The 25,679-nt window shown below is 44.4% G+C and carries 25 protein-coding genes; 24 read left to right on the top strand and 1 reads right to left on the bottom strand.

Annotated elements, in window-relative coordinates; genetic code table 11:
- Positions 1-125: 125 nt before the first annotated feature.
- The gene (nrdH, locus tag J1C81_RS08015; protein WP_002897920.1) at positions 126-344 is read right to left on the bottom strand and encodes a glutaredoxin-like protein NrdH; all 219 of its coding nucleotides are present in this window, start codon (positions 342-344) and stop codon (positions 126-128) included.
- Positions 345-942: 598 nt separating this feature from the next.
- Between nrdH and J1C81_RS08010 the strand changes: the two genes are divergently transcribed.
- The 24 genes from J1C81_RS08010 to J1C81_RS07895 all read left to right on the top strand — a co-directional run bounded on the left by J1C81_RS08010 (position 943) and on the right by J1C81_RS07895 (position 25,597).
- Complete coding sequence (locus tag J1C81_RS08010; protein WP_002896017.1) at positions 943-1,206, top strand: phosphocarrier protein HPr; 264 nt, start codon at positions 943-945, stop codon at positions 1,204-1,206.
- 1 nt (position 1,207) lies between these two features.
- Entirely contained in the window at positions 1,208-2,941 is a 1,734-nt protein-coding gene (ptsP, locus tag J1C81_RS08005; RefSeq protein WP_002900755.1) for a phosphoenolpyruvate--protein phosphotransferase, read from the top strand.
- Between the two features lie 235 nt (positions 2,942-3,176).
- Positions 3,177-4,601, top strand: coding sequence for an NADP-dependent glyceraldehyde-3-phosphate dehydrogenase (locus J1C81_RS08000; protein ID WP_002915594.1), 1,425 nt, complete (start codon positions 3,177-3,179; stop codon positions 4,599-4,601).
- Positions 4,602-4,986: 385 nt separating this feature from the next.
- Positions 4,987-6,897, top strand: coding sequence for a 1,4-alpha-glucan branching protein GlgB (glgB, locus tag J1C81_RS07995; RefSeq protein ID WP_002915593.1), 1,911 nt, complete (start codon positions 4,987-4,989; stop codon positions 6,895-6,897).
- A 6-nt stretch (positions 6,898-6,903) separates the two neighbouring features.
- On the top strand, positions 6,904-8,046 hold the full coding sequence (locus J1C81_RS07990) for a glucose-1-phosphate adenylyltransferase (protein ID WP_002915592.1): 1,143 nt from the start codon (positions 6,904-6,906) through the stop codon (positions 8,044-8,046).
- Positions 8,036-9,175, top strand: coding sequence for a glucose-1-phosphate adenylyltransferase subunit GlgD (gene glgD / locus J1C81_RS07985; RefSeq protein WP_002915591.1), 1,140 nt, complete (start codon positions 8,036-8,038; stop codon positions 9,173-9,175). Before J1C81_RS07990 ends, glgD begins: the two co-directional genes overlap by 11 nt.
- A complete protein-coding gene (glgA, locus tag J1C81_RS07980) occupies positions 9,172-10,602 on the top strand; it encodes a glycogen synthase GlgA (protein ID WP_002915590.1) in 1,431 nt (476 codons plus the stop codon). Before glgD ends, glgA begins: the two co-directional genes overlap by 4 nt.
- A gap of 213 nt (positions 10,603-10,815) precedes the next feature.
- A complete protein-coding gene (locus tag J1C81_RS07975; RefSeq protein WP_002915589.1) occupies positions 10,816-13,212 on the top strand; it encodes a glycogen/starch/alpha-glucan phosphorylase in 2,397 nt (798 codons plus the stop codon).
- A gap of 142 nt (positions 13,213-13,354) precedes the next feature.
- Positions 13,355-13,855 carry a phosphatase PAP2 family protein gene (locus J1C81_RS07970; RefSeq protein ID WP_002915587.1) on the top strand — a complete coding sequence of 167 codons (501 nt, stop codon included), beginning with the start codon at positions 13,355-13,357 and terminating at the stop codon, positions 13,853-13,855.
- Between the two features lie 125 nt (positions 13,856-13,980).
- A complete protein-coding gene (gene manA / locus J1C81_RS07965) occupies positions 13,981-14,922 on the top strand; it encodes a mannose-6-phosphate isomerase, class I (RefSeq protein WP_032909747.1) in 942 nt (313 codons plus the stop codon).
- A 264-nt stretch (positions 14,923-15,186) separates the two neighbouring features.
- Positions 15,187-15,387, top strand: a complete 201-nt coding sequence (locus J1C81_RS07960; protein WP_002896005.1) for a F0F1 ATP synthase subunit C — start codon at positions 15,187-15,189, stop codon at positions 15,385-15,387.
- 35 nt (positions 15,388-15,422) lie between these two features.
- Positions 15,423-16,139 carry a F0F1 ATP synthase subunit A gene (atpB, locus tag J1C81_RS07955; RefSeq protein WP_002896002.1) on the top strand — a complete coding sequence of 239 codons (717 nt, stop codon included), beginning with the start codon at positions 15,423-15,425 and terminating at the stop codon, positions 16,137-16,139.
- Between the two features lie 18 nt (positions 16,140-16,157).
- Positions 16,158-16,652 (top strand): F0F1 ATP synthase subunit B, encoded by a 495-nt coding sequence (atpF, locus tag J1C81_RS07950; RefSeq protein WP_002915584.1) that lies wholly within the window; start codon positions 16,158-16,160, stop codon positions 16,650-16,652.
- The gene (locus J1C81_RS07945; RefSeq protein ID WP_002915582.1) at positions 16,652-17,188 is read left to right on the top strand and encodes a F0F1 ATP synthase subunit delta; all 537 of its coding nucleotides are present in this window, start codon (positions 16,652-16,654) and stop codon (positions 17,186-17,188) included. The genes atpF and J1C81_RS07945 overlap by 1 nt, the downstream gene beginning before the upstream one ends.
- A gap of 15 nt (positions 17,189-17,203) precedes the next feature.
- Positions 17,204-18,709, top strand: coding sequence for a F0F1 ATP synthase subunit alpha (gene atpA, locus J1C81_RS07940; protein ID WP_002895997.1), 1,506 nt, complete (start codon positions 17,204-17,206; stop codon positions 18,707-18,709).
- 15 nt (positions 18,710-18,724) lie between these two features.
- Positions 18,725-19,606 (top strand): F0F1 ATP synthase subunit gamma, encoded by an 882-nt coding sequence (locus J1C81_RS07935; RefSeq protein ID WP_002895995.1) that lies wholly within the window; start codon positions 18,725-18,727, stop codon positions 19,604-19,606.
- 38 nt (positions 19,607-19,644) lie between these two features.
- A complete protein-coding gene (gene atpD / locus J1C81_RS07930; RefSeq protein WP_002895993.1) occupies positions 19,645-21,051 on the top strand; it encodes a F0F1 ATP synthase subunit beta in 1,407 nt (468 codons plus the stop codon).
- A 7-nt stretch (positions 21,052-21,058) separates the two neighbouring features.
- Positions 21,059-21,481: a F0F1 ATP synthase subunit epsilon gene (locus J1C81_RS07925; RefSeq protein ID WP_002915580.1), complete on the top strand. Its 423-nt coding sequence runs from the start codon at positions 21,059-21,061 to the stop codon at positions 21,479-21,481.
- Positions 21,482-21,658: 177 nt separating this feature from the next.
- Positions 21,659-21,889: a DUF1146 family protein gene (locus J1C81_RS07920; RefSeq protein WP_002915578.1), complete on the top strand. Its 231-nt coding sequence runs from the start codon at positions 21,659-21,661 to the stop codon at positions 21,887-21,889.
- Positions 21,890-21,956: 67 nt separating this feature from the next.
- Positions 21,957-23,237 carry a UDP-N-acetylglucosamine 1-carboxyvinyltransferase gene (murA, locus tag J1C81_RS07915; protein ID WP_002915576.1) on the top strand — a complete coding sequence of 427 codons (1,281 nt, stop codon included), beginning with the start codon at positions 21,957-21,959 and terminating at the stop codon, positions 23,235-23,237.
- The gene (locus J1C81_RS07910; RefSeq protein WP_002895988.1) at positions 23,230-23,412 is read left to right on the top strand and encodes a DNA-directed RNA polymerase subunit beta; all 183 of its coding nucleotides are present in this window, start codon (positions 23,230-23,232) and stop codon (positions 23,410-23,412) included. Before murA ends, J1C81_RS07910 begins: the two co-directional genes overlap by 8 nt.
- 58 nt (positions 23,413-23,470) lie before the next feature.
- Positions 23,471-24,331 (top strand): DNA/RNA non-specific endonuclease, encoded by an 861-nt coding sequence (locus J1C81_RS07905; protein ID WP_002915575.1) that lies wholly within the window; start codon positions 23,471-23,473, stop codon positions 24,329-24,331.
- A 176-nt stretch (positions 24,332-24,507) separates the two neighbouring features.
- Positions 24,508-25,227 carry a matrixin family metalloprotease gene (locus J1C81_RS07900; RefSeq protein WP_032909745.1) on the top strand — a complete coding sequence of 240 codons (720 nt, stop codon included), beginning with the start codon at positions 24,508-24,510 and terminating at the stop codon, positions 25,225-25,227.
- Positions 25,228-25,231: 4 nt separating this feature from the next.
- Complete coding sequence (locus J1C81_RS07895; RefSeq protein ID WP_002915573.1) at positions 25,232-25,597, top strand: hypothetical protein; 366 nt, start codon at positions 25,232-25,234, stop codon at positions 25,595-25,597.
- The last annotated feature ends 82 nt before the right edge of the window (positions 25,598-25,679 follow it).

The raw sequence follows: 25,679 nt of genomic DNA, 5'->3' as shown, positions 1-25,679 counted from the left end.
AGCGGAAAAATATCCGCCTTACAAAAGAAACGGCCCCTATGAGCATAGGAGCTGCAGTTTGCCCTGATAATCTGTCTTTTAGTTTATCTCCCAATCAAGGCGCGCCGCCCTCAAAATAAACTACATTAAGACAATTTTTTCAATTTACCAGGTTGGAAACCAGAAAATGCCTCAGTTGCTGTCTGAATCACAGGAGCAGCATTGAAACCAAGATCTTTGACATGGTCAATAAATTCTGGCTGTTCGTCCAAATTGATTTCGCGGTATTCTACATGATTAGTATCTAAGAAGCGCTTGGTCATTTTGCACTGAACGCAGTTGTTTTTTGAGTAAATAGTTACCATTAAAAATTCCTCTAAACTTTCGTTTTTTCTTTTAAATAATACGAAACTAGTATATCTAAAAGAAAATAGAATGTCAATAGTTTTGAACTAAATATTGTGTGATATTTTGTTATAGGATAGATTAAAATACAATATATAGTGTTTATATAAACGATGAAAAGAAGTGAAAAATTGCAGAAAGGGAGCAAAATGCTGTTGCAGCAATGCTTAAACAAGTCTTAAAATGTTAGATAAATGACTGGAAGATTTTCCTCCCAAAAACCAAAATCCAATATCTTGTGTTACAGAATTTAGGGAATCACTAGGAGGAGTGGAGGGGGAGTTTATATTCTTATTTTTATAACAATTAGTTTCTATAAAATAAGAAATTTATGATTAAAAACTTAGTGGAAGCCATTTTTGAATAAAGCTTGGGGAATGTGGGATTTAGCTCGAAAATTCTCTCTTCAATATAATAAGAAGAGTTTTCATTTCCCAAGAAATATTTTGTAAGCGGGCTATAAAATTCTTGAAAAAGATTTCAAAAGGTGATATAATATCAACTTGTAAGGGTTATCACAATAACTCAAAAAGAATTATTTAAAAGGAGAGTCTAACTATGGCTTCTAAAGATTTCCACATTGTAGCAGAAACAGGTATTCACGCACGTCCAGCAACTTTGTTGGTTCAAACTGCTAGCAAATTCGCTTCAGACATCACGCTTGAATACAAAGGTAAATCAGTAAACTTGAAATCTATCATGGGTGTTATGAGTCTCGGTGTTGGCCAAGGAGCTGATGTTAAGATCTCAGCTGAAGGTGCAGATGCAGACGATGCTATCGCTGCAATCTCTGAAACAATGGAAAAAGAAGGATTGGCTTAATATGACAGAAATGCTTAAAGGAATTGCAGCATCTGACGGTGTTGCCGTTGCTAAGGCATATCTATTAGTTCAACCGGATTTATCATTTGAGACTGTTTCAGTCGAAGATACGAATGCAGAAGAGGCTCGTTTGGATGCAGCTCTTGAAGCTTCACAGAACGAGCTTTCTGTTATCCGTGAGAAAGCAGTAGATAGCCTTGGTGAGGAAGCCGCTCAGGTATTTGACGCTCACTTAATGGTGCTTGCTGACCCTGAAATGGTTGGGCAAATCAAAGAAACAATCCGTGCGAAAAAGACCAATGCAGAAGCTGGTCTGAAAGAAGTAACGGACATGTTTATCACTCTCTTTGAAAACATGGACGACAATCCATATATGCAGGAACGTGCGGCTGATATCCGCGACGTGACAAAACGGGTTCTTGCTAACCTTTTGGGCAAGAAATTGCCAAATCCAGCGTCTATCAATGAAGAATCAGTTGTCATTGCTCATGACTTGACTCCTTCTGATACAGCACAGCTGGATAAGAAATTTGTTAAAGCTTTTGTAACTAATATCGGCGGCCGGACAAGCCACTCTGCTATCATGGCACGTACGCTTGAAATCGCAGCAGTATTGGGAACTAATAATATTACAGAGCTTGTAAAAGACGGCGATGTGATTGCAGCTAACGGTATCACTGGTGAAGTGATTATCAACCCAACTGAAGAGCAAATCGCAGCATTTAAAGCTGCTGGTGAGGCTTATGCTAAGCAAAAAGCTGAATGGGAATTGCTTAAGGATGCTCAGACTGTGACTGCAGACGGCAAGCACTTCGAATTGGCAGCCAATATCGGTACGCCAAAAGATGTTGAAGGTGTCAATGCTAACGGTGCAGAAGCAGTTGGTCTTTACCGGACTGAGTTCCTTTACATGGATTCTCAAGACTTCCCGACAGAAGATGAGCAGTATGAAGCATACAAGGCTGTACTTGAAGGCATGAATGGAAAACCAGTTGTTGTTCGCACGATGGACATCGGTGGAGATAAGGAACTTCCTTACTTCGATATGCCGCATGAAATGAACCCATTCCTTGGTTTCCGTGCTTTGCGTATCTCTATCTCTGAAACTGGCGATGCTATGTTCCGTACACAAATCCGCGCTCTCTTGCGTGCTTCTGTACATGGACAATTGCGCATCATGTTCCCAATGGTAGCCCTTCTAACAGAATTCCGCAAAGCTAAAGCGGTTTATGACGAAGAGAAAGCTAAGCTGCAAGCTGAAGGCGTTGCAGTAGCAGACAATATCCAAGTGGGGATTATGATTGAAATCCCAGCAGCAGCTATGTTGGCGGATCAATTTGCCAAGGAAGTAGACTTCTTCTCTATCGGTACCAACGACTTGATCCAGTACACTATGGCAGCTGACCGGATGAATGAGCAAGTCTCTTACCTCTATCAACCTTACAACCCATCTATCCTTCGCTTGATTAACAATGTTATCAAAGCAGCTCATGCTGAAGGCAAGTGGGCAGGTATGTGTGGAGAAATGGCCGGCGATCAAACTGCGGTGCCATTGCTCGTAGGTATGGGCTTGGATGAATTCTCTATGAGTGCAACTTCTGTACTTCGGACTCGTAGCCTCATGAAGAAGCTGGATACGAAGAAGATGCAAGAACTGGCTCAGCGTGCACTTACTGAATGTGCAACGATGGAAGAAGTTCTTGAGCTTGAAAAAGAATATCTGGACTTTGATTAATCTGAAAAATTAAGATCAGGAAAAATTTCCTGGTCTTTTTTAGTTTTCTTCAAAGGCATAGTGAAGCTTGTGCAGAAGGTTGAAATCAAAGAAAACAGAAAATAAGCAGATCTAATATGAACAAAATTAGATAATCTATCTTAATTGTGAAAAAATTCTTTAAATTTATAACTTTTGGTTGAAATTTTCAGAAAATTTGGTAAAATAATATTTAATAACATTTTGGAGGGGACAAGTGACACAATATAAAAACTATATAAATGGAGAGTGGAAAGTTTCTGAAAATGAAATTACCATCTCATCTCCTATCAACAATGAGATTTTAGGAACTGTACCTGCCATGACTCAGGCAGAGGTCGACTATGCTATGGCGAGCGCTCGTGCGGCTTTGCCAGCTTGGCGATCTCTTTCAGCAGTTGAACGTGCAGCTTATTTGCATAAGGTTGCGGATATTTTGGAGCGCGATCAGGAGAAGATCGGTGAAATCCTTGCAAAAGAAGTTGCCAAGGGTATCAAAGCGGCAGTCGGAGAGGTAGTCCGGACAGCAGACTTGATTCGCTATGCGGCTGAAGAAGGCATTCGTATTCACGGTCAGGTTATGGAAGGTGGCGGCTTTGAAGCTGCCAGCAAGAAAAAATTGGCTGTGGTTCGTCGTGAGCCTGTAGGAGTTGTACTGGCTATTGCGCCATTTAACTACCCAGTCAACCTGTCTGGTTCCAAAATTGCTCCTGCCCTTATCGGCGGAAATGTCGTGATGTTTAAGCCACCTACTCAAGGTTCAATCTCTGGTCTGCTCTTGGCTCAGGCTTTTGCTGAGGCTGGTCTGCCTGCTGGTGTTTTCAATACCATCACAGGCCGCGGTTCAGAAATCGGGGACTACATCATTGAGCATAAGGAAGTAAACTACATTAACTTTACTGGCTCCACTCCAATCGGTGAGCGCATCGGTAAGTTGGCTGGTATGCGTCCAATTATGTTAGAATTGGGTGGTAAGGATGCTGCAGTTGTGCTGGAAGATGCTGACTTGGAGCATGCAGCTAAGCAGATTGTTGGCGGGGCATACAGTTACTCCGGTCAGCGCTGTACGGCTATTAAACGTGTCATTGTCATGGAGAGCGTAGCAGATAAATTAGCGGCGCTGATTAAGGCAGAGGTAGAGAAACTGACGGTTGGTGATCCCTTTGATAATGCGGATATCACACCAGTCATTGATAACGCATCAGCAGATTTCATCTGGGGCTTGATTGAAGATGCTCAAGAAAAGGGAGCGTCAGTCTTGACAGAAATCAAACGTGAAGCAAATCTCATCTGGCCTGCCTTGTTTGACCATGTGACACTGGATATGAAAGTAGCTTGGGAAGAGCCATTTGGTCCTGTTCTTCCGATTATTCGTGTGACTTCCGTTGAAGAGGCTATTCAGATCTGTAACCAGTCAGAGTTTGGTCTTCAGTCTTCAGTCTTTACAAATGATTTCCCGAAAGCATTTGAAATTGCTGAGAAACTGGAAGTGGGTACTGTACACATCAATAATAAGACCCAACGTGGTCCAGATAACTTCCCATTCCTTGGAGTTAAGGGATCTGGAGCAGGAGTGCAAGGGATTCGTTACAGTATCGAAGCGATGACACAAGTGAAATCCATCGTGTTTGATGTGAAATAATGAGAAAGGCGGCTTTGTGCGGCCTTTTTTCTTACCTTGATGAACTTGTAAATTTAACAAGATTATCGAACCATTTGAAAAGAATCAAGCATTTATATGTTTAATTGCTTATTATTTTAAAATGTAAATTTACATATTGGTCTATATCTTTATGAAAATTTTCATCTTTTTCTTGTTTTGGACAGTTCCTATATTTAGCGAAAAAGGAATAAAAACATACTTAGAGGCACAAAATGCAGTGTTTTCTCTCTCATTTATTACTAATTTCAGCTAATGTTCGGTTTTAGTGATTTTCCGTAAGGATATTTGAAATTTACTTGAAAAAGAGATAAAAATAATGTAGAATAGTATTATAGAAAACGCTTACAAATAGAAAGGTGATTGCATGGATAAGAACGAAGCATTAAGAACCTTTACAACAGGTGAAAACTTTCATTTACAGCATTATCTAGGGGCGCATCAGGATGAAGTGGACGGCAAGTCTGGCTATTCTTTCCGCGTTTGGGCGCCTAATGCTCAGAGTGTCCATTTGATTGGAGATTTCACCAATTGGTATGAAGAGCAGATTCCTATGGTCCGAAATGAAGCGGGCGTTTGGGAAGTCTTCACAGAGCTACCTAAGGAAGGAGATATTTACAAGTACAATATCAAACGCAGCAGCGGTCAGGAAATTTTGAAAATTGATCCGCTAGCTATCTATCTGGAAGAGCGTCCGGGTACTGGAGCAGTCATCCGCACTATTTCTGAGAAGAAGTGGAAAGATGGTCTTTGGCTGGCACGCCGGAAGCGTTGGGGCTTCTTCTCTCGGCCGGTCAATATCTATGAAGTGCATGCTGGCTCTTGGAAACGTAATGAAGACGGCAGTCCTTATAGCTTTGCCCAGTTAAAAGAAGACTTGATTCCTTATCTGGTGGAAATGAACTACACACATGTGGAATTCATGCCGCTTATGGCTCATCCGCTGGGACTTAGCTGGGGCTATCAGCTTATGGGCTACTTCGCCTTTGAGCATACCTATGGCACACCTGAGGAATTTCAGGATTTTGTCGAAGAATGTCACTTAAACAATATCGGTGTCATTGTGGACTGGGTACCAGGTCACTTCACTATTAATGATGATGCTCTGGCCTACTATGATGGGACACCGACTTTCGAGTATCAGGACCACGATCGGGCTCATAACTATGGCTGGGGTGCTCTCAACTTTGATTTGGGCAAGAATCAGGTTCAGTCTTTCTTGATTTCCAGCATTAAATTCTGGATTGATTTCTATCATCTAGACGGGATTCGGGTTGATGCTGTCAGCAATATGCTCTATCTGGACTATGACAGCGGTCCATGGCAGCCAAATAAAGATGGCGGCAATCGCAATTATGAAGGTTATTACTTCCTGCAACGCCTCAATACGGTTATCAAATTAGCTCATCCTGATGTCATGATGATTGCAGAGGAAAGCTCCTCAGAGACCAAGATTACTGGTATGAGAGAGCTAGGTGGTCTTGGATTTGACTACAAGTGGAATATGGGCTGGATGAATGATATCCTTCGCTTCTACGAGGAAGATCCGATTTATCGTAAGTACGATTTTAATCTAGTGACCTTTAGCTTTATGTACGCTTTCTCTGAAAATTTCCTCCTGCCATTCTCGCATGATGAAGTGGTTCACGGCAAGAAGAGTCTTATGCACAAGATGTGGGGTGACCGTTACAATCAATTCGCAGGGCTCCGCAACTTGCTGACCTATCAGATCTGTCATCCAGGCAAAAAACTGCTCTTTATGGGCTCAGAATTTGGTCAGTTCCTAGAGTGGAAGTCAGAAGAGCAGTTAGAGTGGTCTAATCTGGACGATCAGATGAACAAGAAGATGCAGGGCTTTACTGCTACGCTCAATGCTTTCTATAAAGACAATCGTCCGCTTTGGGAAATTGATCTGAGCTACGATGGCATTGAAATCATTGATGCGGATAATACTGATCAAAGTGTCCTCTCTTTTATCCGTAAGACGGAAAAAGGAGATATGTTAGTTTGTGTATTTAATATGGCGCCGGTAGAGCGGAAGAACTTTACCATTGGTGTTCCAGTGGAAGCCATTTATGAAGAGGTATGGAACACTGAATTAGAAGAATGGGGAGGTGTTTGGAAGGAACATAACGAAACAGTTCAGTCTCAAGAAGGACTTTGGAAAGATTATCCACAGACCTTGACCTTTACCTTGCCGGCTCTTGGGGCCAGCATCTGGAAGATCAAGCGTCGGATTGCTCGCAAAAATGTTAAAAAAGATTCCACAAAGGAGTAGTAGTCTATGAAGAATGAAATGCTAGCTTTGATTCTTGCCGGCGGGCAAGGAACTCGTCTTGGAAAGCTCACACAGAGTATCGCAAAACCTGCGGTACAGTTTGGCGGTCGCTATCGTATTATTGACTTCGCCTTGTCTAACTGTGCCAACTCCGGTATTCACAATGTCGGTGTCATTACTCAATACCAACCACTAGCTCTGAACAGTCATATCGGAAATGGTTCTAGCTGGGGTCTCGATGGTATAAACTCAGGCGTGTCCATTCTTCAGCCTTATTCTGCGAGCGAAGGAAATCGTTGGTTTGAAGGTACCAGCCATGCGATTTATCAAAATATCGACTATATCGACAGCATCAATCCTGAGTATGTCCTGATTTTGTCTGGGGACCATATCTATAAGATGGACTATGATGATATGCTTCAATCTCACAAGGACAACAATGCCAGCTTGACAGTTGCCGTTCTGGATGTGCCTCTCAAAGAAGCCAGCCGTTTTGGTATCATGAATACAGATGCTAATAATCGGATTGTTGAATTTGAAGAAAAACCAGAAAATCCTAAGTCCACCAAGGCTTCTATGGGGATTTATATCTTTGACTGGCAGCGTCTGCGCAATATGCTGGTAGCTGCTGAAAAGAGCAATGTAGATATGTCTGACTTTGGTAAGAATGTTATCCCTAACTATCTTGAATCTGGCGAAAGCGTTTATGCTTATGACTTTGCAGGCTATTGGAAAGACGTTGGTACAGTAGAGTCTCTCTGGGAAGCCAACATGGAATACATCAGCCCAGAAAATGCTCTAGACAGCCGCAATCGTCGCTGGAAGATTTATTCTCGCAACTTGATTTCTCCGCCGAACTTCATCAGTGAAAATTCCCATGTGGAAGATTCGCTGGTCGTTGATGGCTGTTTCGTTGACGGCACAGTAAAACACTCTATTCTTTCTACTGGTGCTCAAGTCAAACAGGGCGCAGTCATTGAAGACTCTGTCATCATGAGTGGAGCTGTTATTGGCAAAGACGCTAAGATTAAGCGGGCCATTATCGGCGAAGGTGCTATCATCTCTGATGGTGTAGAGATTGATGGTACAGAGGAAGTATATGTTGTCGGATACAACGAGAAAGTGGGGGTACCAAAAGATGAAGATTGATAAATACTCAGCAATTTTAGGAAACACAGTCGGCTTCCATGATATGTCAACTCTGACAAATCATCGTCCAGTAGCTAGCTTGCCATTCGGTGGGAAATACCGCTTGATTGACTTCCCGCTTTCAAGTCTTGCCAATGCTGGTATCCGCAGTGTCTTTGGTATCTTCCAGCAGGACAATATCAGCTCTGTATTTGACCATATTCGTTCTGGCCGTGAGTGGGGTCTGTCTACTTTGCTTAGCCACTATTACCTAGGGATTTACAATACTCGTGTAGAAAGCTCTACAGTCGGTGAGGAATACTATGATCAGCTTTTGACCTATCTGAAACGCTCTGGTTCCAACCAAACGGTCGCACTTAACTGCGATATCTTGGTCAATATTGACCTCAATCAAGTTTTCCATTTGCACAATACAACAGAACAGCCGATTACAGTTGTCTATAAGAAATTGCATAAGGAAAATATTTCGGATGTAAATGCTGTCCTAGATATTGATGAGACAGACCATGTTAGAGGTCATAAACTCTTTGATGGTCGAGAAGATGCTGAGCTCTTTAATATGTCTACAGACATCTTTGTGGTGGATACTCCATGGCTGATTGAAAAGCTGGAAGAAGAAGCTAAGAAAGAGCATCCCCAAAAACTGCGTTATGTCCTGCGTGATTTAGCAACTCAGGAAGGGGCATTTGCCTACGAATATACAGGCTATCTGGCTAATATCTATTCTGTAGAGACCTACTACAGATCTAATATCGATATGCTTGAAAGTAAGAAATTTTACTCTCTCTTCAGTCCGAACCAAAAGATTTACACCAAGGTTAAGAATGAAGAGCCAACTTACTATGCTGAGTCTTCAAAAGTATCTCGCTCTCAGTTTGCGTCAGGAAGCATTGTGGAAGGTGAGGTCATCAATTCTGTGATTTCACGGAATACCAAGATTAAGACTGGAAGCAGTGTCAAACACAGTGTTCTCTTCCCTCGAGTGAAGGTTGGGGAAAAAGCAACTGTCGAGTACGCGATTGTGGACAAGGGTGTTGAAATTGGCGAAGGAGTGGTGATTCGCGGAACAGTAGAAGCCCCAATCGTAGTCAAGAAGGGCCAAAAAGTTACAGAGGACATAATTCGATGAAGATTTTATTTGCAGCAGCAGAAGGAGCCCCATTTTCTAAGACAGGTGGTTTGGGAGACGTTATCGGCGCTCTCCCCAAATCACTGGTCAAGGCTGGCCATGAAGTTGGTGTCATTCTGCCTTACTATGACATGACCCATGCCAAATTTGGCGACCAGGTGGAAGATCTTTTCTACTTTGAAGTCAGTGTTGGCTGGCGTCGCCAATACGTTGGGGTCAAGCGACTGGTCTTGAACGGTGTGTCCTTCTATTTTATTGACAATCAGCATTATTTCTTCCGCGGCCATGTTTACGGGGACTTTGATGACGGTGAGCGCTTTGCTTACTTCCAGTTAGCAGCAGTAGAGTTGATGGAGCGGATTGATTTCATTCCAGATGTTCTGCATGTTCACGATTATCATACAGCTATGATTCCTTTCTTGGTTAAGGAAAAATACCATTGGATTCAAGCATATCAGAATATCAAAACCGTCTTGACCATCCATAATCTGGAGTTCCAAGGTCAATTCCCTGACAGCATGCTTTGGGAACTGTTTGGAGTGGGCTATGAGCGCTATGCGGACGGAACCCTGCGTTGGAATGACTGTCTCAACTGGATGAAGGCGGGCATTCTCTATGCGGACCGAGTGACAACTGTATCACCAAGCTATGCAGGCGAAATACGTACACCAGAATTTGGTTGTAATTTGGATCAAATCCTGCGGATGGAGTCCGGTAAGTTGGTCGGAATTGTCAACGGTATAGATACAGATATCTATAACCCAGAAACGGATCCGCTACTAGCTCATCACTTTGACAAATCTGACTTATCTGGTAAACTAGAAAACAAGCGAGCTTTGCAAGAGCGAGTTGGTCTGCCTGTGCGTGATGATGTGCCGGTTGTTGGGATTGTTTCCCGTCTGACCCGTCAGAAAGGCTTTGATTTGGTAGTGGAAGAGCTACACAATCTCCTGCAGGAAGATGTGCAGATTATCCTCTTGGGAACAGGCGATCCAGCTTTTGAGCAGGCTTTCGCTTGGTTTGGCCATGCCTATCCTGATAAGCTTTCAGCCAACATCCTCTTTGATGTGACCTTGGCTCAGGAGATTTATGCTGCCAGCGATATTTTCCTCATGCCAAGCCGCTTCGAACCTTGTGGCTTGTCACAAATGATGGCGATGCGCTACGGAACCTTGCCTTTGGTGCATGAAGTGGGCGGTCTACGTGATACCGTAGAGCCTTACAATGTCTATACAGGACAGGGAACTGGCTTTAGCTTCAATAACTTTTCTGGCTACTGGCTGACCTGGACCTTCAAGGAAGCGCTCAAGCTCTATACCGATGATAAGGAAGCTTGGAAATCTCTGCAAGAGCAGGCGATGGAGAGAGACTTCTCTTGGGATACAGCCAGCAAGGCATACAGTGATTTATATCAATCACTCCTATAACATTTACTTCGGAATCAGTGTAAACAAATCCTCTCTTGCCCATGGGACAAGGGAGGATTTCCGTGAGAATTACATTTTTATATATTATCATACTGTATTGGAGCCCTGTTTTTAGCTTGTGGCTGAAGTGAGCGATTCCCATCTTGATTGAAAAAAGTATTTCTACGTTTAAATCTGCTTCCCGCTATTAAGAAAGGGAGATAACCATCCACTATGGAACTAACAAAAGAACGTTTTATTCGAGATTTTAAGGACATGCTGCACGAACGGACGCTGATTAAGGTTGCTGATGCGACTTCAGTGGAGCTTTTTCAAGCTCTGGCCAGCAATGTCCGCAAGTATATCACACCTCTGTGGCTGGAGCGCCGCAATCAGTTGATTGAGCAGCAGCAAAAGACAGCATATTACTTTTCTATTGAGTTTCTTCCAGGGCGCATGCTGGAAACCAATCTGCTCAACTTAGGTATCCTCGATACGGTTAAGGAAGGCTTTGCCGATTTGGGCGTTGACTTTGAAGATGTCAAGAATGCTGAGTATGATATGGCCTTGGGCAATGGCGGTCTGGGCCGCTTGGCAGCTGCCTTTATGGACTCGCTGGCAACCACTGGCTATCCAGGATTTGGAAATGGGATTCGCTATCGCTATGGCCTCTTTAAGCAACGCATTGTAGATGGCTATCAGGTAGAAATTCCTGATGCTTGGTTTGGCAGTCTAGGCAATGTCTGGGAGACCCGTAAGGACCATGATATTGTTGATGTTAAAATCTTCGGAAATGTTTCCCTCCATGCCAATGAAAAGGGCCGGATTGTGCCCCTTTATGAGAATTCCAAAACTTTGCGGGCCGTTCCTTACGATGTGCCGCAGATTGGCTTTGGCAATGACACTGTCAACAATCTCCGGCTTTGGGATGTTGAAATTCCAGAGGAGTATGAACTGGACTATCCGACCATTGAAGCTCGTCGCCGGGTGCAAGACATCACTGCCATTCTCTATCCAGACGACTCTAGCTACGAAGGAAAAGAGCTGCGCTTGATTCAGGAATACTTCATGACCAGTGCAGGTCTGCAGACCATTATCAAATCCTACCTCAAGCAAGGTCGTCCGCTCAAGGATATTCATGAGAAGGTTTCTGTCCATATCAACGATACCCACCCAGCTGTCGCACCGGCTGAGTTTATGCGTCTCTTGGTGGATGAGTACGACCTGGAATGGGCAGATGCTTGGAATGCTACGGTTAAAACCATGAGCTACACCAACCATACCATTTTGTCAGAAGCCTTGGAAAAATGGGATGCAGAGCTCTTTAAGAATGTCCTGCCGCGGGTTTATCAGATTATCCTAGAAATCGACAACCGCTATGTAGCTGAAATGGCTGGGCGTGGTCTTGATCCGCAAGTCATCGAAAACACTCGGATCGTCAAGGACAATCAAATCCACATGGCCCACTTGGCTATCATCGGTGGTCACTCAATCAATGGTGTTGCCAAACTCCACACCGAACTGCTCAAAGAAGACACTTTGCGTGATTTCTATAGCATTTACCCAGAGAAGTTTAACAACAAGACCAATGGGATTATCCAGCGCCGCTGGCTGCAAATTGCGGATGAGCCTTTATCGGCTGAGATTGATAAGCTGATTGGTAAGGGCTGGCGAAGTGATATCCATGAGCTGCGCAAGCTTTTGGAATTCAAGGATGATCAGCAAGTGCTGGGCGATTTCTACCGAGTGAAGCAAGAAGCTAAGGCTCGTCTGGCTGACTTCATCAAGGAATCAACAGGAGTAGAAGTCTCTACAGAAGCTATCTTTGATGTGCAGGTGAAACGCCTCCACGCCTACAAGCGTCAGCTACTCAACCTGCTTCATATCATCAAGCTCTACTGGGACCTCAAGGACAATCCTGACAAGGATATGGTACCGCGCGTCTTTATCTTCGGTGCCAAGGCTGCTCCTGGCTACCACTTTGCTAAGTCGGTTATCAAGCTGATTAATGAAGTAGCCAATCTGGTCAACAAGGATGAAAGCCTGCAAGGCAAACTCAAGGTTGTCTTCTTGGAAAACTACCGGGTCAGCCTAGCTGAGCTCATCATTCCAGCAGCGGATGTATCAGAGCAGATTTCTCTGGCTTCCAAGGAAGCATCTGGTACTTCCAACATGAAGTTCATGATGACAGGTGCCATTACCCTAGCTACACTGGACGGAGCCAATATCGAAATCAAGGACGAAGTCGGTGACGACAACATTGTCATCTTTGGGATGGACAAGGACCAAGTTTACGAGCACTATGCCCGCCACGATTACTACTCACGCGGTGTCTATGAAAGCAATCCAGACATTCGCCGAGTGGTCGATACCTTTGTCAACGGCACCATTCCAAACGTCCGTGAAGAAGGATCTGAAATCTACGAAGCCCTCATTACCCACAATGACGAATACTTCCTTTTGGAAGACTTTCATGCCTATGTAGAAGCTCAAGAGAAGATTGATGCTCTCTATCGTGACAAAGAAAAATGGGCACGCATGAGTTTGATTAACATTGCTACTTCCGATAAGTTTACCTCAGATGATACCATTGAGCAATATGCCAAGGAAATCTGGAACTTGGAGAAATAATACTCCTGAGAAAACATAAACAATAAGAGATTGGGATCTGGGTCTCAGTCTCTTTTGCTATCTATCTACCATCTTGTCTAGAAATATGCTATAGTAGATAAAGTATGAGAGTCCAACTTTTAGAAAAGCAGGGTAAGCAAGCATGAAAGACTACACGATTTTTTATCAACAATTAACAGCTCCCTTTTGTAGCCGCCCTCAGTGGCTGAAAGGTCTGGTTTACTTTAATCGGGGAATGACCCTCTTCATACCTATTGTTTATGGTCTCGTTCTAATCAGTGCCTTTCTGACGGAAGGTTGGAAAGGGTTGCTTACTTTTTTCTTCTTACCAGCCATTGGATTTGGCCTGTTGTCAGCTATTCGTAAACGACTGAATCAGCCACGCCCTTACGAAAAATGGGCTATTCAGCCCTTGCTGACCAAGGATACATCAGGCAAGTCCATGCCCAGTCGCCATGTTTTTTCGGCGACAGTGATTTCCATGTGTCTACTCTACTTTTTCTGGCTGCCGGGACTTATCTGCCTCTTGCTTTCAGCAGGGCTGGCCGTAGTGCGCGTGATTGGCGGCGTACACTATCCAAAGGATGTGCTGGTAGGCTATCTTTGCGGCATTTGCTGGGGAGCTTTACTTTTTTTATTATAAAGGACCTGTTTTCGGCAGAGAGTAGACAAAGGACCTCCAGCTATATTATAATAGAGGCAGCAAAAACCGTTTCGACACCAAGGGTTATTCCTTGCTGGATGTTAAAAATATTTAAGGAGTCTACTATGTCAGAACCATTATTTCTACAGTCTGTGATGCAGGAGAAGATTTGGGGTGGGACCAAGCTGCGCGATGTCTTTGGCTATGAGATTCCCAGCGACCATGTAGGGGAGTACTGGGCTATCTCGGCTCATCCTAATGGGGTATCAACCGTCAAGAATGGTCGATTTGCCGGTCAGAAGTTAGATGCGCTCTATGCCGAGCATCGAGAGCTTTTTGGCAATCGCCCAGAGCCAGTCTTTCCGCTTTTGACGAAGATTTTAGATGCAAATGACTGGCTCAGTGTTCAGGTCCATCCTGATGATGCTTATGGACTAGAGCACGAAGGGGAGCTTGGTAAGACTGAATGCTGGTATGTCATTGCTGCGGACGAAGGAGCAGAGATTATTTATGGTCACAATGCCAAGAGCAAGGAAGAGCTGCGCCAGCAGATTGAGAGCAAGGACTGGGACCATCTTCTGACCAAAATCCCAGTCAAGGCTGGTGACTTCTTCTATGTACCAAGTGGCACCATGCATGCCATTGGCTCAGGTATTCTGATTTTGGAAACTCAGCAGTCCAGTGACACGACCTACCGTGTCTATGACTTTGATCGTAAGGACGATGCTGGTAATCTTCGTGAGCTGCATTTGGAGCAGTCGATTGATGTTTTAACTATCGGTGAGCCAGCCAATAGCCGTCCTGTTACCATTCAGGCAGATAGTTTGACTTCTACTCTTTTGGTGGCCAATGACTTCTTTGCTGTTTACAAGTGGGATATTACCGGTTCAGTCAATTTTAAAAAGACAGCAGACTATAGCTTGGTCAGTGTCTTGGAAGGTGTCGGTGAGCTAGAAGTTGGTGGGGCAGTTTATCCTCTTGAAAAAGGGGAGCATTTCATCCTGCCTAGCGATGTCACAGAATGGACCTTAGCTGGAGATTTGCAGCTGATTGTCAGCCATCCATAACTATAGAAAAATCAAGAGCAAATAACCATTTTGCTCTTTTTTCTTTTAAAAATATAGGAAATAAGTAAAATTTTAGACAGTTTCTTCTTATTTATATAGCAGAATAGTTTGTATATCAATAATAATTCAATTGTTTTGACAGGAAAATTTATAAATCAAAAGAATGAAACAAAAAACGCTTACAATGGTGGCAAAAGATTGACTATTCGATATTTTAGGAGTAAACTAAGGAAGTAAATTTTAAAATATAAAGGAGAAGTCATCATGAATTTAACATATTTAGGACTTTGTTTGGCCTGCTTGGGCGTATCAATTGCTGAAGGTATGATTATGAGTAATCTATTTAAGGCAGCAGCTCGTCAGCCAGAAATTATCGGTCAATTGAGAAGCCTCCTAATCTTGGGAGTAGCCTTTGTTGAAGGTACTTTCTTTGTAACGCTGGCTATGTCCTTTGTTATCAAATAAGAAAGGATTCTCTTTAGAAAAGGGGGTGTCATCTGTTGGAAGAAAGTATCAATCCAACTATCAATATAGGTCCTGTGACCTTTGATTTGACCCTGCTGGCCATGACTCTGCTGACGGTGTTTGTAACTTTTGGACTTGTTTATTGGGCAAGTCGAAAGATGACGATTAAGCCGTCAAGAAAGCAGAATGCTTTGGAATATATCTATGACTTTGTCATAGATTTTACCAAGGGAAACGTTGGCGAGCATTATATGAAGAATTACTCGCTTTTTCTATTCTCCCTCTTTCTTTTCGTAGCTGTGGCGAATAACTTGGGATTAATGGCTAAGGTCCAGACAACCAATGGTTTTAATCTTTGGACATCGCCGACAGCCAATCTCGCTTTTGACTTGGGCTTCTCTCTTTTAGTGACGGTATTCTGTCATGTAGAAGGAATCCGTCGTCAAGGTATAAAAGGATATCTAAAAGGTTTTGTGACTCCAGGTATCATGACACCCATGAATATCTTGGAAGAATTTACCAATTTTGCTTCGCTAGCCTTGCGGATTTATGGGAATATTTTTGCAGGTGAAGTATTGGCTGGTTTGCTCTTGACTTGGGCACATCAAGCAGCGTATTGGTATCCGATTGCCTTTATTATGAACATGGTTTGGACTGGTTTTTCCATCTTTATTTCCTGTATCCAAGCCTATGTTTTTACCATGCTAACATCTATGTATCTTGGTAAAAAGATTAATGGTGAGGTAGAATAAAAAGAAAGGATAGAGAAAATGAATATAACCGTAGGTGAAATTATTGGCAACTTTATCTTGATTGCCGGCTCCTTTCTTCTTTTAGTATTTCTCATTAAGAAGTTTGCTTGGGGCAATATTATCGGGATTTTAGATCAGCGTGCTCAAAAGATTTCAGACGATATTGATGGTGCAGAAGCTGCCCGTCAGAAAGCTGAAGACTTGGCGCAAAAGCGTGAGGAAGCTCTGGCAGGCAGTCGGGTCGAAGCAGTTTCTATCGTTGAGACTGCTAAAGAGACAGCTGAGAAGAACAAGGCTGGAATCCTAGCTAATGCAGCAGAAGAAGCAGGGCGCTTGAAGGCTAAAGCCAATCAGGAAATTGCCCAAAACAAGGCAGAGGCTATGAGCAGCATCAAAGGAGAAGTAGCCGATTTGACAGTGACTCTGGCTAGTAAGATTTTGAGTCAGGAGCTGGACAAGGAAGCTCAGAGCGAGCTCATTGACCGCTATATCAAACAGTTAGGAGATGCCTGATGGATAAGAAGCAATATGCAATCATTGAGAAATATGCTTTGCCTTTTGTTCAGACGGTCTTTGAAAAAGCTCAGCAAGAAGATGTTTTTGAAAAACTTAGTCAGATTAAGGCTGTTTTCGCGGAGACCGGCCTTGCTGACTTTTTGTCACATATCGGCATCAGTGACCACGAGAAAGAAAAGAGTCTGCGACTCTTTCAAAACTCAGGCTCTCAGCTGCTTGATAATCTGATTGAAATCGTCATTCTCAATCATCGTGAGGACCTCTTTTATGAGATTTTGCTGGAGAGTCAGCACCAGCTTGAAAAGATCAGCAATGAGTTTGAGGTGACGCTGCGCTCTGTTCAGCCTTTGACAGCCAGTCAGAAGGAAAAGATTCGACCGATTATTGAGCAGAAGATGGGCCTAAAAGTCCGCTCGCTCAAGGAAGAATTGGACAGCAGCTTGATTGGCGGCTTTGTCATCTCTGCCAATAACAAAACAATTGATGCAAGCATAAAACGTCAATTGCAAGTCGTAAAAGAAAAATTGAAATAGAAAGTGGTGTGAATTTTGGCGATTAACGCACAAGAAATCAGCGCTTTAATTAAGCAACAAATTGAAAATTTCCAGCCAAATTTTGACGTCACAGAAACAGGGGTCGTCACTTATATTGGTGATGGAATCGCGCGTGCTCATGGACTGGATAAGGCTATGAGCGGAGAGCTCTTAATCTTTGAAAATGGCTCTTATGGTATGGCGCAAAATCTAGAGTCAACCGATGTTGGGATTATCATCTTGGGAGACTTTACAGACATTCGTGAGGGAGATACCATTCGCCGGACTGGTAAAATCATGGAAGTTCCTGTGGGAGAGGCCTTGATTGGGCGGGTTGTTGATCCGCTGGGTCGTCCTGTTGATGGACTTGGTGACATTGTCACGGACAAGACACGTCCGGTTGAAACACCGGCTCCGGGTGTCATGCAGCGTAAGTCAGTATCTGAGCCTTTGCAGACAGGTCTCAAGGCTATTGATGCCTTGGTTCCGATTGGCCGCGGCCAGCGGGAGCTGATTATCGGGGACCGTCAGACTGGGAAGACGACCATTGCCATTGATGCCATCCTGAACCAGAAAGGTCAGGATATGATTTGTATCTATGTGGCGATTGGTCAGAAAGAATCTACCGTTCGTACGCAGGTAGAAACGCTGCGTCAGTATGGTGCTTTGGACTATACGATTGTCGTGACAGCCTCTGCTTCACAGCCGTCCCCCTTGCTTTTCCTAGCGCCTTATGCTGGTGTAGCCATGGCAGAAGAGTTCATGTATAATGGCAAGCATGTTTTGATTGTCTATGATGACTTGTCTAAGCAGGCGGTGGCCTATCGTGAACTGTCCCTCTTGCTCCGTCGTCCGCCAGGCCGTGAGGCCTTTCCTGGAGATGTTTTCTATCTGCATAGCCGTCTCTTGGAGCGTTCAGCCAAGGTTTCTGATGAGCTGGGCGGTGGTTCGATTACAGCTCTGCCATTTATTGAAACGCAGGCTGGAGACATTTCGGCTTATATCGCAACCAACGTGATTTCAATCACTGACGGACAAATTTTCCTCAGCGACAGCCTGTTCAATGCTGGGGTACGTCCAGCCATTGATGCAGGTTCTTCTGTATCACGGGTTGGGGGCTCTGCCCAAATCAAGGCTATGAAGAAAGTAGCTGGAACCCTGCGTATCGACCTGGCTTCTTATCGGGAGCTTGAGGCCTTTACTAAGTTTGGTAGTGATTTGGATGCAGCAACGCAGGCCAAACTCAATCGTGGCCGCAGGACTGTAGAAGTCTTGAAGCAGCCGATTCATGAACCGCTGCCGGTTGAAAAGCAGGTCGTGATTCTCTATGCTTTGACCCATGGTTTCTTAGACAGTGTGCCAGTAGATGATATTTTGCGCTTTGAGTCAGAATTATTTGCCTACTTTGATGCGCATCAAGAAAGCATTTATGAAACCATTCGGACAACGAAAGACCTTCCAAGTGAGGAAGTCTTGGATGCTGCCATTACTGAGTTTATTGACCAGTCTAGCTTCAAATAAGAATAGAGGTGTCAGATGGCAGTTTCATTAAATGATATTAAAAATAAAATTGCATCCACGAAAAACACCAGTCAAATCACCAATGCCATGCAGATGGTTTCTGCTGCTAAGCTGGGAAAGTCTGAGGAAGCAGCTAAGAACTTTCAGGTCTATGCCCAGAAAGTGCGTAAGTTAGTTACGGATATGCTGCATGGCCACGAGGCAGAAAATGCCCGTCATCACTCGATGTTAATCAGTCGGCCAGTTAAGAAATCAGCCTATATCGTCATTACTTCTGACCGCGGTCTGGTAGGCGGTTATAACGCAACCATTCTCAAGGCTTTGATGGAGCTGAAAGCTGAGTACCATCCGACTGGAGAGGACTTTGAAGTCATCTGTATCGGAAGCGTCGGTGCTGATTTCTTCCGAGCTCGGGGGATTCAGCCAGTTTATGAACTGCGTGGTCTAGCAGATCAGCCTAGCTTTGATGAGGTCCGTAAAATCATTAGCAAGACCATTGAGATGTATCAGAATGAGCTCTTCGATGAGCTCTATGTCTGCTATAATCACCATGTCAACAGTCTGACTAGTCAGATGCGGGTGGAGCAGATGCTGCCAATCATTGACTTGGATCCCAATGAAGCTGATGAAGATTATACGCTGAATCTGGAACTGGAGTCCAGTCGGGATTCTATCTTGGATCAACTGCTGCCCCAGTTTGCAGAGAGCATGATTTACGGTGCCATTATTGATGCCAAGACGGCTGAAAATGCTGCCGGTATGACTGCTATGCAGACAGCGACAGACAATGCTAAAAAGGTCATCAGTGATTTGACTATTCAGTACAACCGTGCTCGGCAGGCTGCCATTACGCAGGAAATTACTGAAATCGTGGCGGGTGCAAGTGCCCTAGAATAAGGCCACAAATGAATTAGAAATTAAACGAGGGAAAAAACATGAGCTCAGGCAAAATTGCTCAGGTTATCGGGCCGGTCGTAGACGTTGCGTTTGCTGCTGGAGACAAACTACCTGAGATAAATAATGCACTTGTAGTCTATAAAAATGATGAGAAAAAATCAAAAATCGTCCTTGAAGTAGCTCTTGAGCTTGGTGACGGTGTGGTGCGGACCATTGCCATGGAGTCGACCGATGGTTTGACGCGTGGTTTGGAGGTCTTGGATACTGGTCGTCCGATTTCTGTGCCAGTTGGCAAGGAAACTCTGGGGCGGGTGTTCAATGTCCTTGGGGATACTATTGACTTGGATGCGCCTTTTGCAGAAGATGCAGAGCGCCAGCCGATTCATAAAAAGGCACCGACCTTTGATGAACTATCAACTTCATCAGAAATCCTGGAAACAGGGATCAAGGTTATCGACCTTCTAGCACCTTATCTGAAAGGTGGGAAGGTTGGACTCTTTGGTGGTGCCGGAGTAGGGAAGACAGTCCTAATTCAGGAATTGATTCACAACATTGCCCAAGAGCACGGTGGGATTTCAGTCTTCACAGGTGTTGGAGAGCGGACGCGTGAAGGAAATGACCTTTACTGGGAAATGAAAGAGTCTGGTGTTATCGAAAAGACCGCCATGGTCTTTGGTCAGATGAATGAGCCGCCAGGAGCTCGGATGCGGGTTGCTCTTACCGGACTGACTATTGCGGAATATTTCCGTGATGTGGAAGGTCAGGACGTGCTGCTCTTTATTGACAACATCTTCCGCTTTACGCAGGCTGGTTCGGAAGTGTCTGCCCTTTTGGGCCGCATGCCGTCAGCCGTTGGTTACCAACCAACACTTGCGACAGAAATGGGACAGTTACAAGAACGGATTACCTCAACCAAGAAAGGTTCCGTTACTTCCATCCAGGCTATTTATGTGCCAGCGGATGACTATACTGACCCAGCGCCAGCGACAGCTTTTGCTCACTTGGACTCTACGACCAACCTAGAACGGAAATTGGTTCAGCTGGGGATTTATCCAGCCGTGGATCCCTTGGCTTCCAGCTCGCGTGCCCTTTCTCCTGAGATTGTAGGAGAGGAGCACTATGCAGTGGCAGCAGAGGTTAAGCGGGTTCTGCAACGTTATCATGAATTGCAGGATATCATTGCTATCCTTGGTATGGATGAGTTGTCAGATGATGAGAAGACTCTGGTTGCGCGTGCGCGGCGGATCCAGTTCTTCCTATCACAGAACTTCAATGTGGCAGAGCAGTTTACCGGCCAGCCAGGTTCTTATGTACCAGTAGCTGAAACGGTTCGTGGCTTCAAGGAAATCCTTGAAGGTAAGCATGATAAGCTGCCGGAAGATGCCTTCCGTGGTGTAGGCTCCATCGAGGATGTATTGGCCAAGGCTGAGAAAATGGGATTCTAAGAGGTGAATGATGGCTCAAATGACAGTACAAATCGTGACACCGGATGGTCTTATTTATGATCACCATGCTGCATTTGTTTCCGTAAAGACCATTGATGGTGAGTTGGGGATTTTGCCCCGCCATATCAATACCATCGCTGTTTTAGAAGTGGATCAGGTTAAGGTGCGCCGGGTTGATGATGACAAGCATATCGACTGGATTGCGGTCAACGGCGGAATCATTGAAATTGCAGACAATGTCATTACCATTGTGGCGGATTCGGCTGAGCGAGCGCGTGATATCGACATTAGCCGGGCTGAGAGAGCTAAGCTCCGAGCTGAGCAAGAAATCGAAGAAGCACATGATAAGCACTTGATTGATCAAGAACGCCGGGCTAAGATTGCCCTGCAGCGGGCAATCAACCGGATCAATGTTGGAACAAGAATATAAGAAGCTATTCTTGTCTGGATTGATGGAAGTCATCCTTCATCTGACGAGACTTGCTTTCATGAATACAAAATGAATACGCAAAACTGAGGCAGATCTGTCTCAGTTTTCTTTTTCAAAGAAAAAGGACAGGACTATTTAGTTCGTCCCTGACTGAAGTCTTGTGGTATAATAAAAGTTATGATAGAAGTTATTTTTAAATTATGCAGTCATTTGCTCTTTATTTTCTTTGCCTTTCATCTGCTGTCAACAGTTGTTGAGTGGGAGAGATTTTTCAAGGTTAATGCCGATAATGCTGTGAAGATTCGCTTTTTGATTCTCTTGTTTAGTATTGCCTTGGGCTATTTAGTCAGCCTTTTCTTCATTGGTATTTATGATATGAGCCGAGCGATTTTTAACGGTACTTTATAAGGTCATATTTTTGATTTTATGGTATGATAGTATGGATGATTTTAAAAATTTAGAGTAAGGAATCGGTATGGAAAAAATTATTATTCAAGGTGGAGATAATCGCTTGGTCGGAAAGGTCAAGATTGAAGGAGCAAAAAATGCGGTGCTGCCTCTCTTAGCAGCGACAGTATTGGCTAGTGAGGGTCAGTCTGTGCTGAAAAATGTTCCGGTCTTGTCTGATGTCTTTACCATGAACAATGTGGTCCGCGGTTTAAACACTCAGGTGGATTTTAATCAGGAAGAAAATACAGTTGTTGTAGATGCCACCCACCCCTTGTCTGAGGAGGCGCCTTACAAATACGTCAGCAAAATGCGGGCATCTATCGTTGTTTTGGGGCCAGTCCTAGCTCGTAATGGTCACGCTAAGGTTTCCATGCCAGGCGGCTGTACGATTGGCAGTCGGCCTATTGACTTGCACCTGAAGGGCTTAGAAGCCATGGGCGCTCAGATTACTCAGACAGCGGGTTATATCGAAGCAAAGGCAGAGCGGCTCAAGGGAGCCCACATTTACATGGACTTTCCTAGTGTGGGAGCAACGCAAAACATCATGATGGCTGCAACGCTGGCTCAAGGCACCACAGTGATTGAAAATGCTGCTCGGGAGCCTGAAATCGTTGACCTAGCCCTTTTTTTGAATGAAATGGGAGCCAAGGTCAGAGGGGCAGGTACTGAGACTCTGACTATTGTCGGAGTGAACCAGCTGCGAGGGGCCAAGCATAATGTGGTTCAAGACCGTATCGAAGCAGGAACTTTTATGGTTGCTGCAGCTATGACCAGCGGTGACTTGCTGATTGAGGATGCCATTTGGGAGCACAATCGTCCCCTGCTTTCCAAAATGCAGGAAATGGGAGTGGAAGTGACAGAGGAAGATGAAGGGATTCGGATTCGTTCCGATTTTTCAAAGCTTAGACCAGTTGCGGTCAAGACCCTTCCTTATCCAGGCTTCCCAACGGACATGCAGGCTCAGTTTACGGCGCTGATGGCCATGGCCAAGGGCGAGTCTACGATGATTGAGACTGTCTTTGAGAACCGCTTCCAGCATCTGGAGGAAATGCGTCGGATGGGGCTGCACTCTGATATCATGCGTGACACAGCTCGTATCTGGGGCGGTGGCAGTCTTCAGGGAGCTGAAGTCATGTCAACTGACCTTCGGGCCAGTGCGACTTTGATTCTGATGGGCTTGATTGCTGAAGGCGAGACTAAGGTCAGCAAGCTCGTACACTTAGACCGAGGCTACTATAAATTCCATGAGAAATTGGCAGCCTTGGGAGCCAAAGTGAAGCGTGTAAAGGAAGAAGACGATGAGTGAAAATCTTAAATATTTAGGTCGGCAGATTGGCCTTGTTTTACTGGTTCTGTTGGTAGCCGTGATTCTCTTTTTCGTGTCTCTGATGATTGGCTATAACATTATCGGAAACGGTAAGGGCTCAGTTTTTTCACCAGAAACCTGGCAAGAATTAATCGGGAAGTTTACTGGAAACTAGCTCCTAGTCGAAAAGACTGGCTGAAATGATTCCAGTTTGCTAAGTTGAAAGAAAGAAGATGAAAAGAAAGACTAGTCAGAAAAGGAATTCTAAGAGCCTGCAAGGCTGGGCTGGGCTGACTCTGGCTTTGATTTTAGCTCTGGCTGGCTATTTCTGGGGACAGGATGGTCAGCAGCCACTTCAGAGTCCAAATTCAGAAATCAGGGTTGGGCAAGTCCAAGATCAGGGCACTCCAAGTCAGGAACTGGCTGAGAGCGTTCTGACGGATGCTGTCCGAGCTCAGCTCAAAGGCAGCATTGAATGGAATGGAGCTGGCGCCTTTATCGTGAATGGGAATAAGACGGACTTGGATGCGGGGATTTCTAGTAAGCCCTATGCTGACAATAAGGCCAAGCTTGTACAAGGGCAAACCCTTCCGACAGTGGCGAATGCCTTTTTATCCAAGTCTACCCGCCAGTACAAAAAACGGGAAGAAACTGGAAATGCCAACACTTCATGGGTACCAGCAGGCTGGCATCAACTCAAAGACCTCCCTGGTGAGTACAATCATGCTGTGGACCGAGGACATCTCTTGGCCTATTCGCTGATTGGTGGTTTGAAGGGCTTTGATGCTTCTACTAGCAATCCTGCCAATATCGCTGTGCAGACGGCCTGGTCCAACCAAGCCAATGAAACGGATTCGACAGGGCAGAATTACTACGAGACAAAGATCCGTAAGGCTTTGGATAAGAACAAGCGGGTGCGCTACCGGGTAACCTTGATTTATGCCACGGAGACTGATTTAGTACCAGTTGGGTCACATTTAGAGGCCAAGTCCAGCGATGGTAGTTTGGAATTTAATGTCTTTATCCCGAATGTGCAAAAAGGGATTCGTTTGGACTATAATAGTGGCAAGGTCAGTCAGGAGACGGGTTCTTAATTTTATACTCAAAAATGGATTTGCAAAGAGTATTCAATAGTATGAAAAGAAATGGTTGCAGATTTGTAGTCATTTTCTTTTATACTAATAGATGAAAGAAGGCGAATTTTTCAGTCTTCTTTAAGAAAGCGGTGGTAAAATCAACGTTCTCTTACAATCTAGTAAAGGAGGTTGCGATGAGACTTATTTTTAAAAGCATCCGGTTCCTCATGCGTCTGATTGGGCGCGTGGTTTGGGGACTTGCCTGGTCCTTTGTCCTGAGCTTTATGGTTATTGTCGGAATTTTCTATTTTACCACTTCGACAAAACCGGGTACAGAGGGACTGACGCAGGCTGTTCAGACAGCTGTTGGCAGAGTGGATCAATTTTTAAATCACCAAGGAATTTCCACAGGGCTTCACAGCAGTGAGGAGACACAGACGGATCAGCTGACAGATGAGCATGCAACAACAGGGGCTCGTTGGGATCAGCCAAGCGCCACGATTTATATCGATACAAATAATGAAACCTTCCGTTCAGCCTATAAGGAGGCCATTGATTCTTGGAATCAAACAGGTGCCTTCACCTTTCAAATCATCAATGACAAAGACAAGGCAGACATTGTTGCGACGGAGATGAACGATGGCAATGTCAGTGCAGCTGGTGAAGCTGAGTCGCAGACCAATCTCTTAACCAAGCGGTTTACCCATGTCACAGTTCGCCTTAATAGTTACTACCTGCTAGACAGTCGCTATGCTTATTCTCATGAGCGGATTGTCAATACAGCGGCGCACGAATTGGGCCATGCTATCGGATTAGACCATAATGAGGAGGAATCAGTGATGCAGTCAGCAGGCTCATTTTACAGTATCCAGCAGACAGATATCCAGGCTGTAAAAGACTTGTATCAATCGTAAGCCTATGTTAAAATCTATTTTTTACTTGATTCGACACTTTCCAGAGCAAGTTTTTCTCTTTGTTTTTAACTCAGGAATCTTTGTCTGGCTATGGAAAAGCGGCAATGAGATTGCCAACCAGCTAGGAGTGACAGCGGCTTGGGAAAATCATGTTCCGGCACCCATTCAGGTCTTCTTCGGCCGGAATATTGAGGCAGTTCAGGGATTTTTTCACAATTCCGCCTTTATGTGGCTAGTCGGATCCATGATTATCCTTCTGGCTATTCGTTTGATCAAGGGAATGATTAAATTTGTTGTCTTTGTAGTTCTGATTCTGCTGGGAATTTATCTGATTTTGCAGAATCAATCTATTCTCAATAGTTTTATGTAAGGCAGTCAGCTATGACTGTCTTTTTTCTTTTGGGGAGCTGAGTTCGCTTTCTCTTGAATTCTGATAGCTGTGCTTCTGGAAA

Origin of the sequence: Streptococcus sanguinis, assembly GCF_050225395.1 — a bacterium.
GTDB lineage: Bacteria > Bacillota > Bacilli > Lactobacillales > Streptococcaceae > Streptococcus.
This window is presented reverse-complemented; position numbering and strand designations above follow the sequence as displayed.

Excerpts from the sequence above, each read along its gene's own strand:
- nrdH (WP_002897920.1), bottom strand. The coding sequence starts at position 344 with ATGGTAACTATTTACTCAAAAAACAACTGCGTTCAGTGCAAAATGACC.
- J1C81_RS08010 (WP_002896017.1), top strand. The coding sequence starts at position 943 with ATGGCTTCTAAAGATTTCCACATTGTAGCAGAAACAGGTATTCACGCA.
- ptsP (WP_002900755.1), top strand. The coding sequence starts at position 1,208 with ATGACAGAAATGCTTAAAGGAATTGCAGCATCTGACGGTGTTGCCGTT.
- glgB (WP_002915593.1), top strand. The coding sequence starts at position 4,987 with ATGGATAAGAACGAAGCATTAAGAACCTTTACAACAGGTGAAAACTTT.
- J1C81_RS07990 (WP_002915592.1), top strand. The coding sequence starts at position 6,904 with ATGAAGAATGAAATGCTAGCTTTGATTCTTGCCGGCGGGCAAGGAACT.
- glgD (WP_002915591.1), top strand. The coding sequence starts at position 8,036 with ATGAAGATTGATAAATACTCAGCAATTTTAGGAAACACAGTCGGCTTC.
- glgA (WP_002915590.1), top strand. The coding sequence starts at position 9,172 with ATGAAGATTTTATTTGCAGCAGCAGAAGGAGCCCCATTTTCTAAGACA.
- J1C81_RS07975 (WP_002915589.1), top strand. The coding sequence starts at position 10,816 with ATGGAACTAACAAAAGAACGTTTTATTCGAGATTTTAAGGACATGCTG.
- J1C81_RS07970 (WP_002915587.1), top strand. The coding sequence starts at position 13,355 with ATGAAAGACTACACGATTTTTTATCAACAATTAACAGCTCCCTTTTGT.
- manA (WP_032909747.1), top strand. The coding sequence starts at position 13,981 with ATGTCAGAACCATTATTTCTACAGTCTGTGATGCAGGAGAAGATTTGG.
- J1C81_RS07960 (WP_002896005.1), top strand. The coding sequence starts at position 15,187 with ATGAATTTAACATATTTAGGACTTTGTTTGGCCTGCTTGGGCGTATCA.
- atpF (WP_002915584.1), top strand. The coding sequence starts at position 16,158 with ATGAATATAACCGTAGGTGAAATTATTGGCAACTTTATCTTGATTGCC.
- J1C81_RS07945 (WP_002915582.1), top strand. The coding sequence starts at position 16,652 with ATGGATAAGAAGCAATATGCAATCATTGAGAAATATGCTTTGCCTTTT.
- J1C81_RS07935 (WP_002895995.1), top strand. The coding sequence starts at position 18,725 with ATGGCAGTTTCATTAAATGATATTAAAAATAAAATTGCATCCACGAAA.
- atpD (WP_002895993.1), top strand. The coding sequence starts at position 19,645 with ATGAGCTCAGGCAAAATTGCTCAGGTTATCGGGCCGGTCGTAGACGTT.
- J1C81_RS07925 (WP_002915580.1), top strand. The coding sequence starts at position 21,059 with ATGATGGCTCAAATGACAGTACAAATCGTGACACCGGATGGTCTTATT.
- J1C81_RS07920 (WP_002915578.1), top strand. The coding sequence starts at position 21,659 with ATGATAGAAGTTATTTTTAAATTATGCAGTCATTTGCTCTTTATTTTC.
- murA (WP_002915576.1), top strand. The coding sequence starts at position 21,957 with ATGGAAAAAATTATTATTCAAGGTGGAGATAATCGCTTGGTCGGAAAG.
- J1C81_RS07910 (WP_002895988.1), top strand. The coding sequence starts at position 23,230 with ATGAGTGAAAATCTTAAATATTTAGGTCGGCAGATTGGCCTTGTTTTA.
- J1C81_RS07905 (WP_002915575.1), top strand. The coding sequence starts at position 23,471 with ATGAAAAGAAAGACTAGTCAGAAAAGGAATTCTAAGAGCCTGCAAGGC.
- J1C81_RS07900 (WP_032909745.1), top strand. The coding sequence starts at position 24,508 with ATGAGACTTATTTTTAAAAGCATCCGGTTCCTCATGCGTCTGATTGGG.
- J1C81_RS07895 (WP_002915573.1), top strand. The coding sequence starts at position 25,232 with ATGTTAAAATCTATTTTTTACTTGATTCGACACTTTCCAGAGCAAGTT.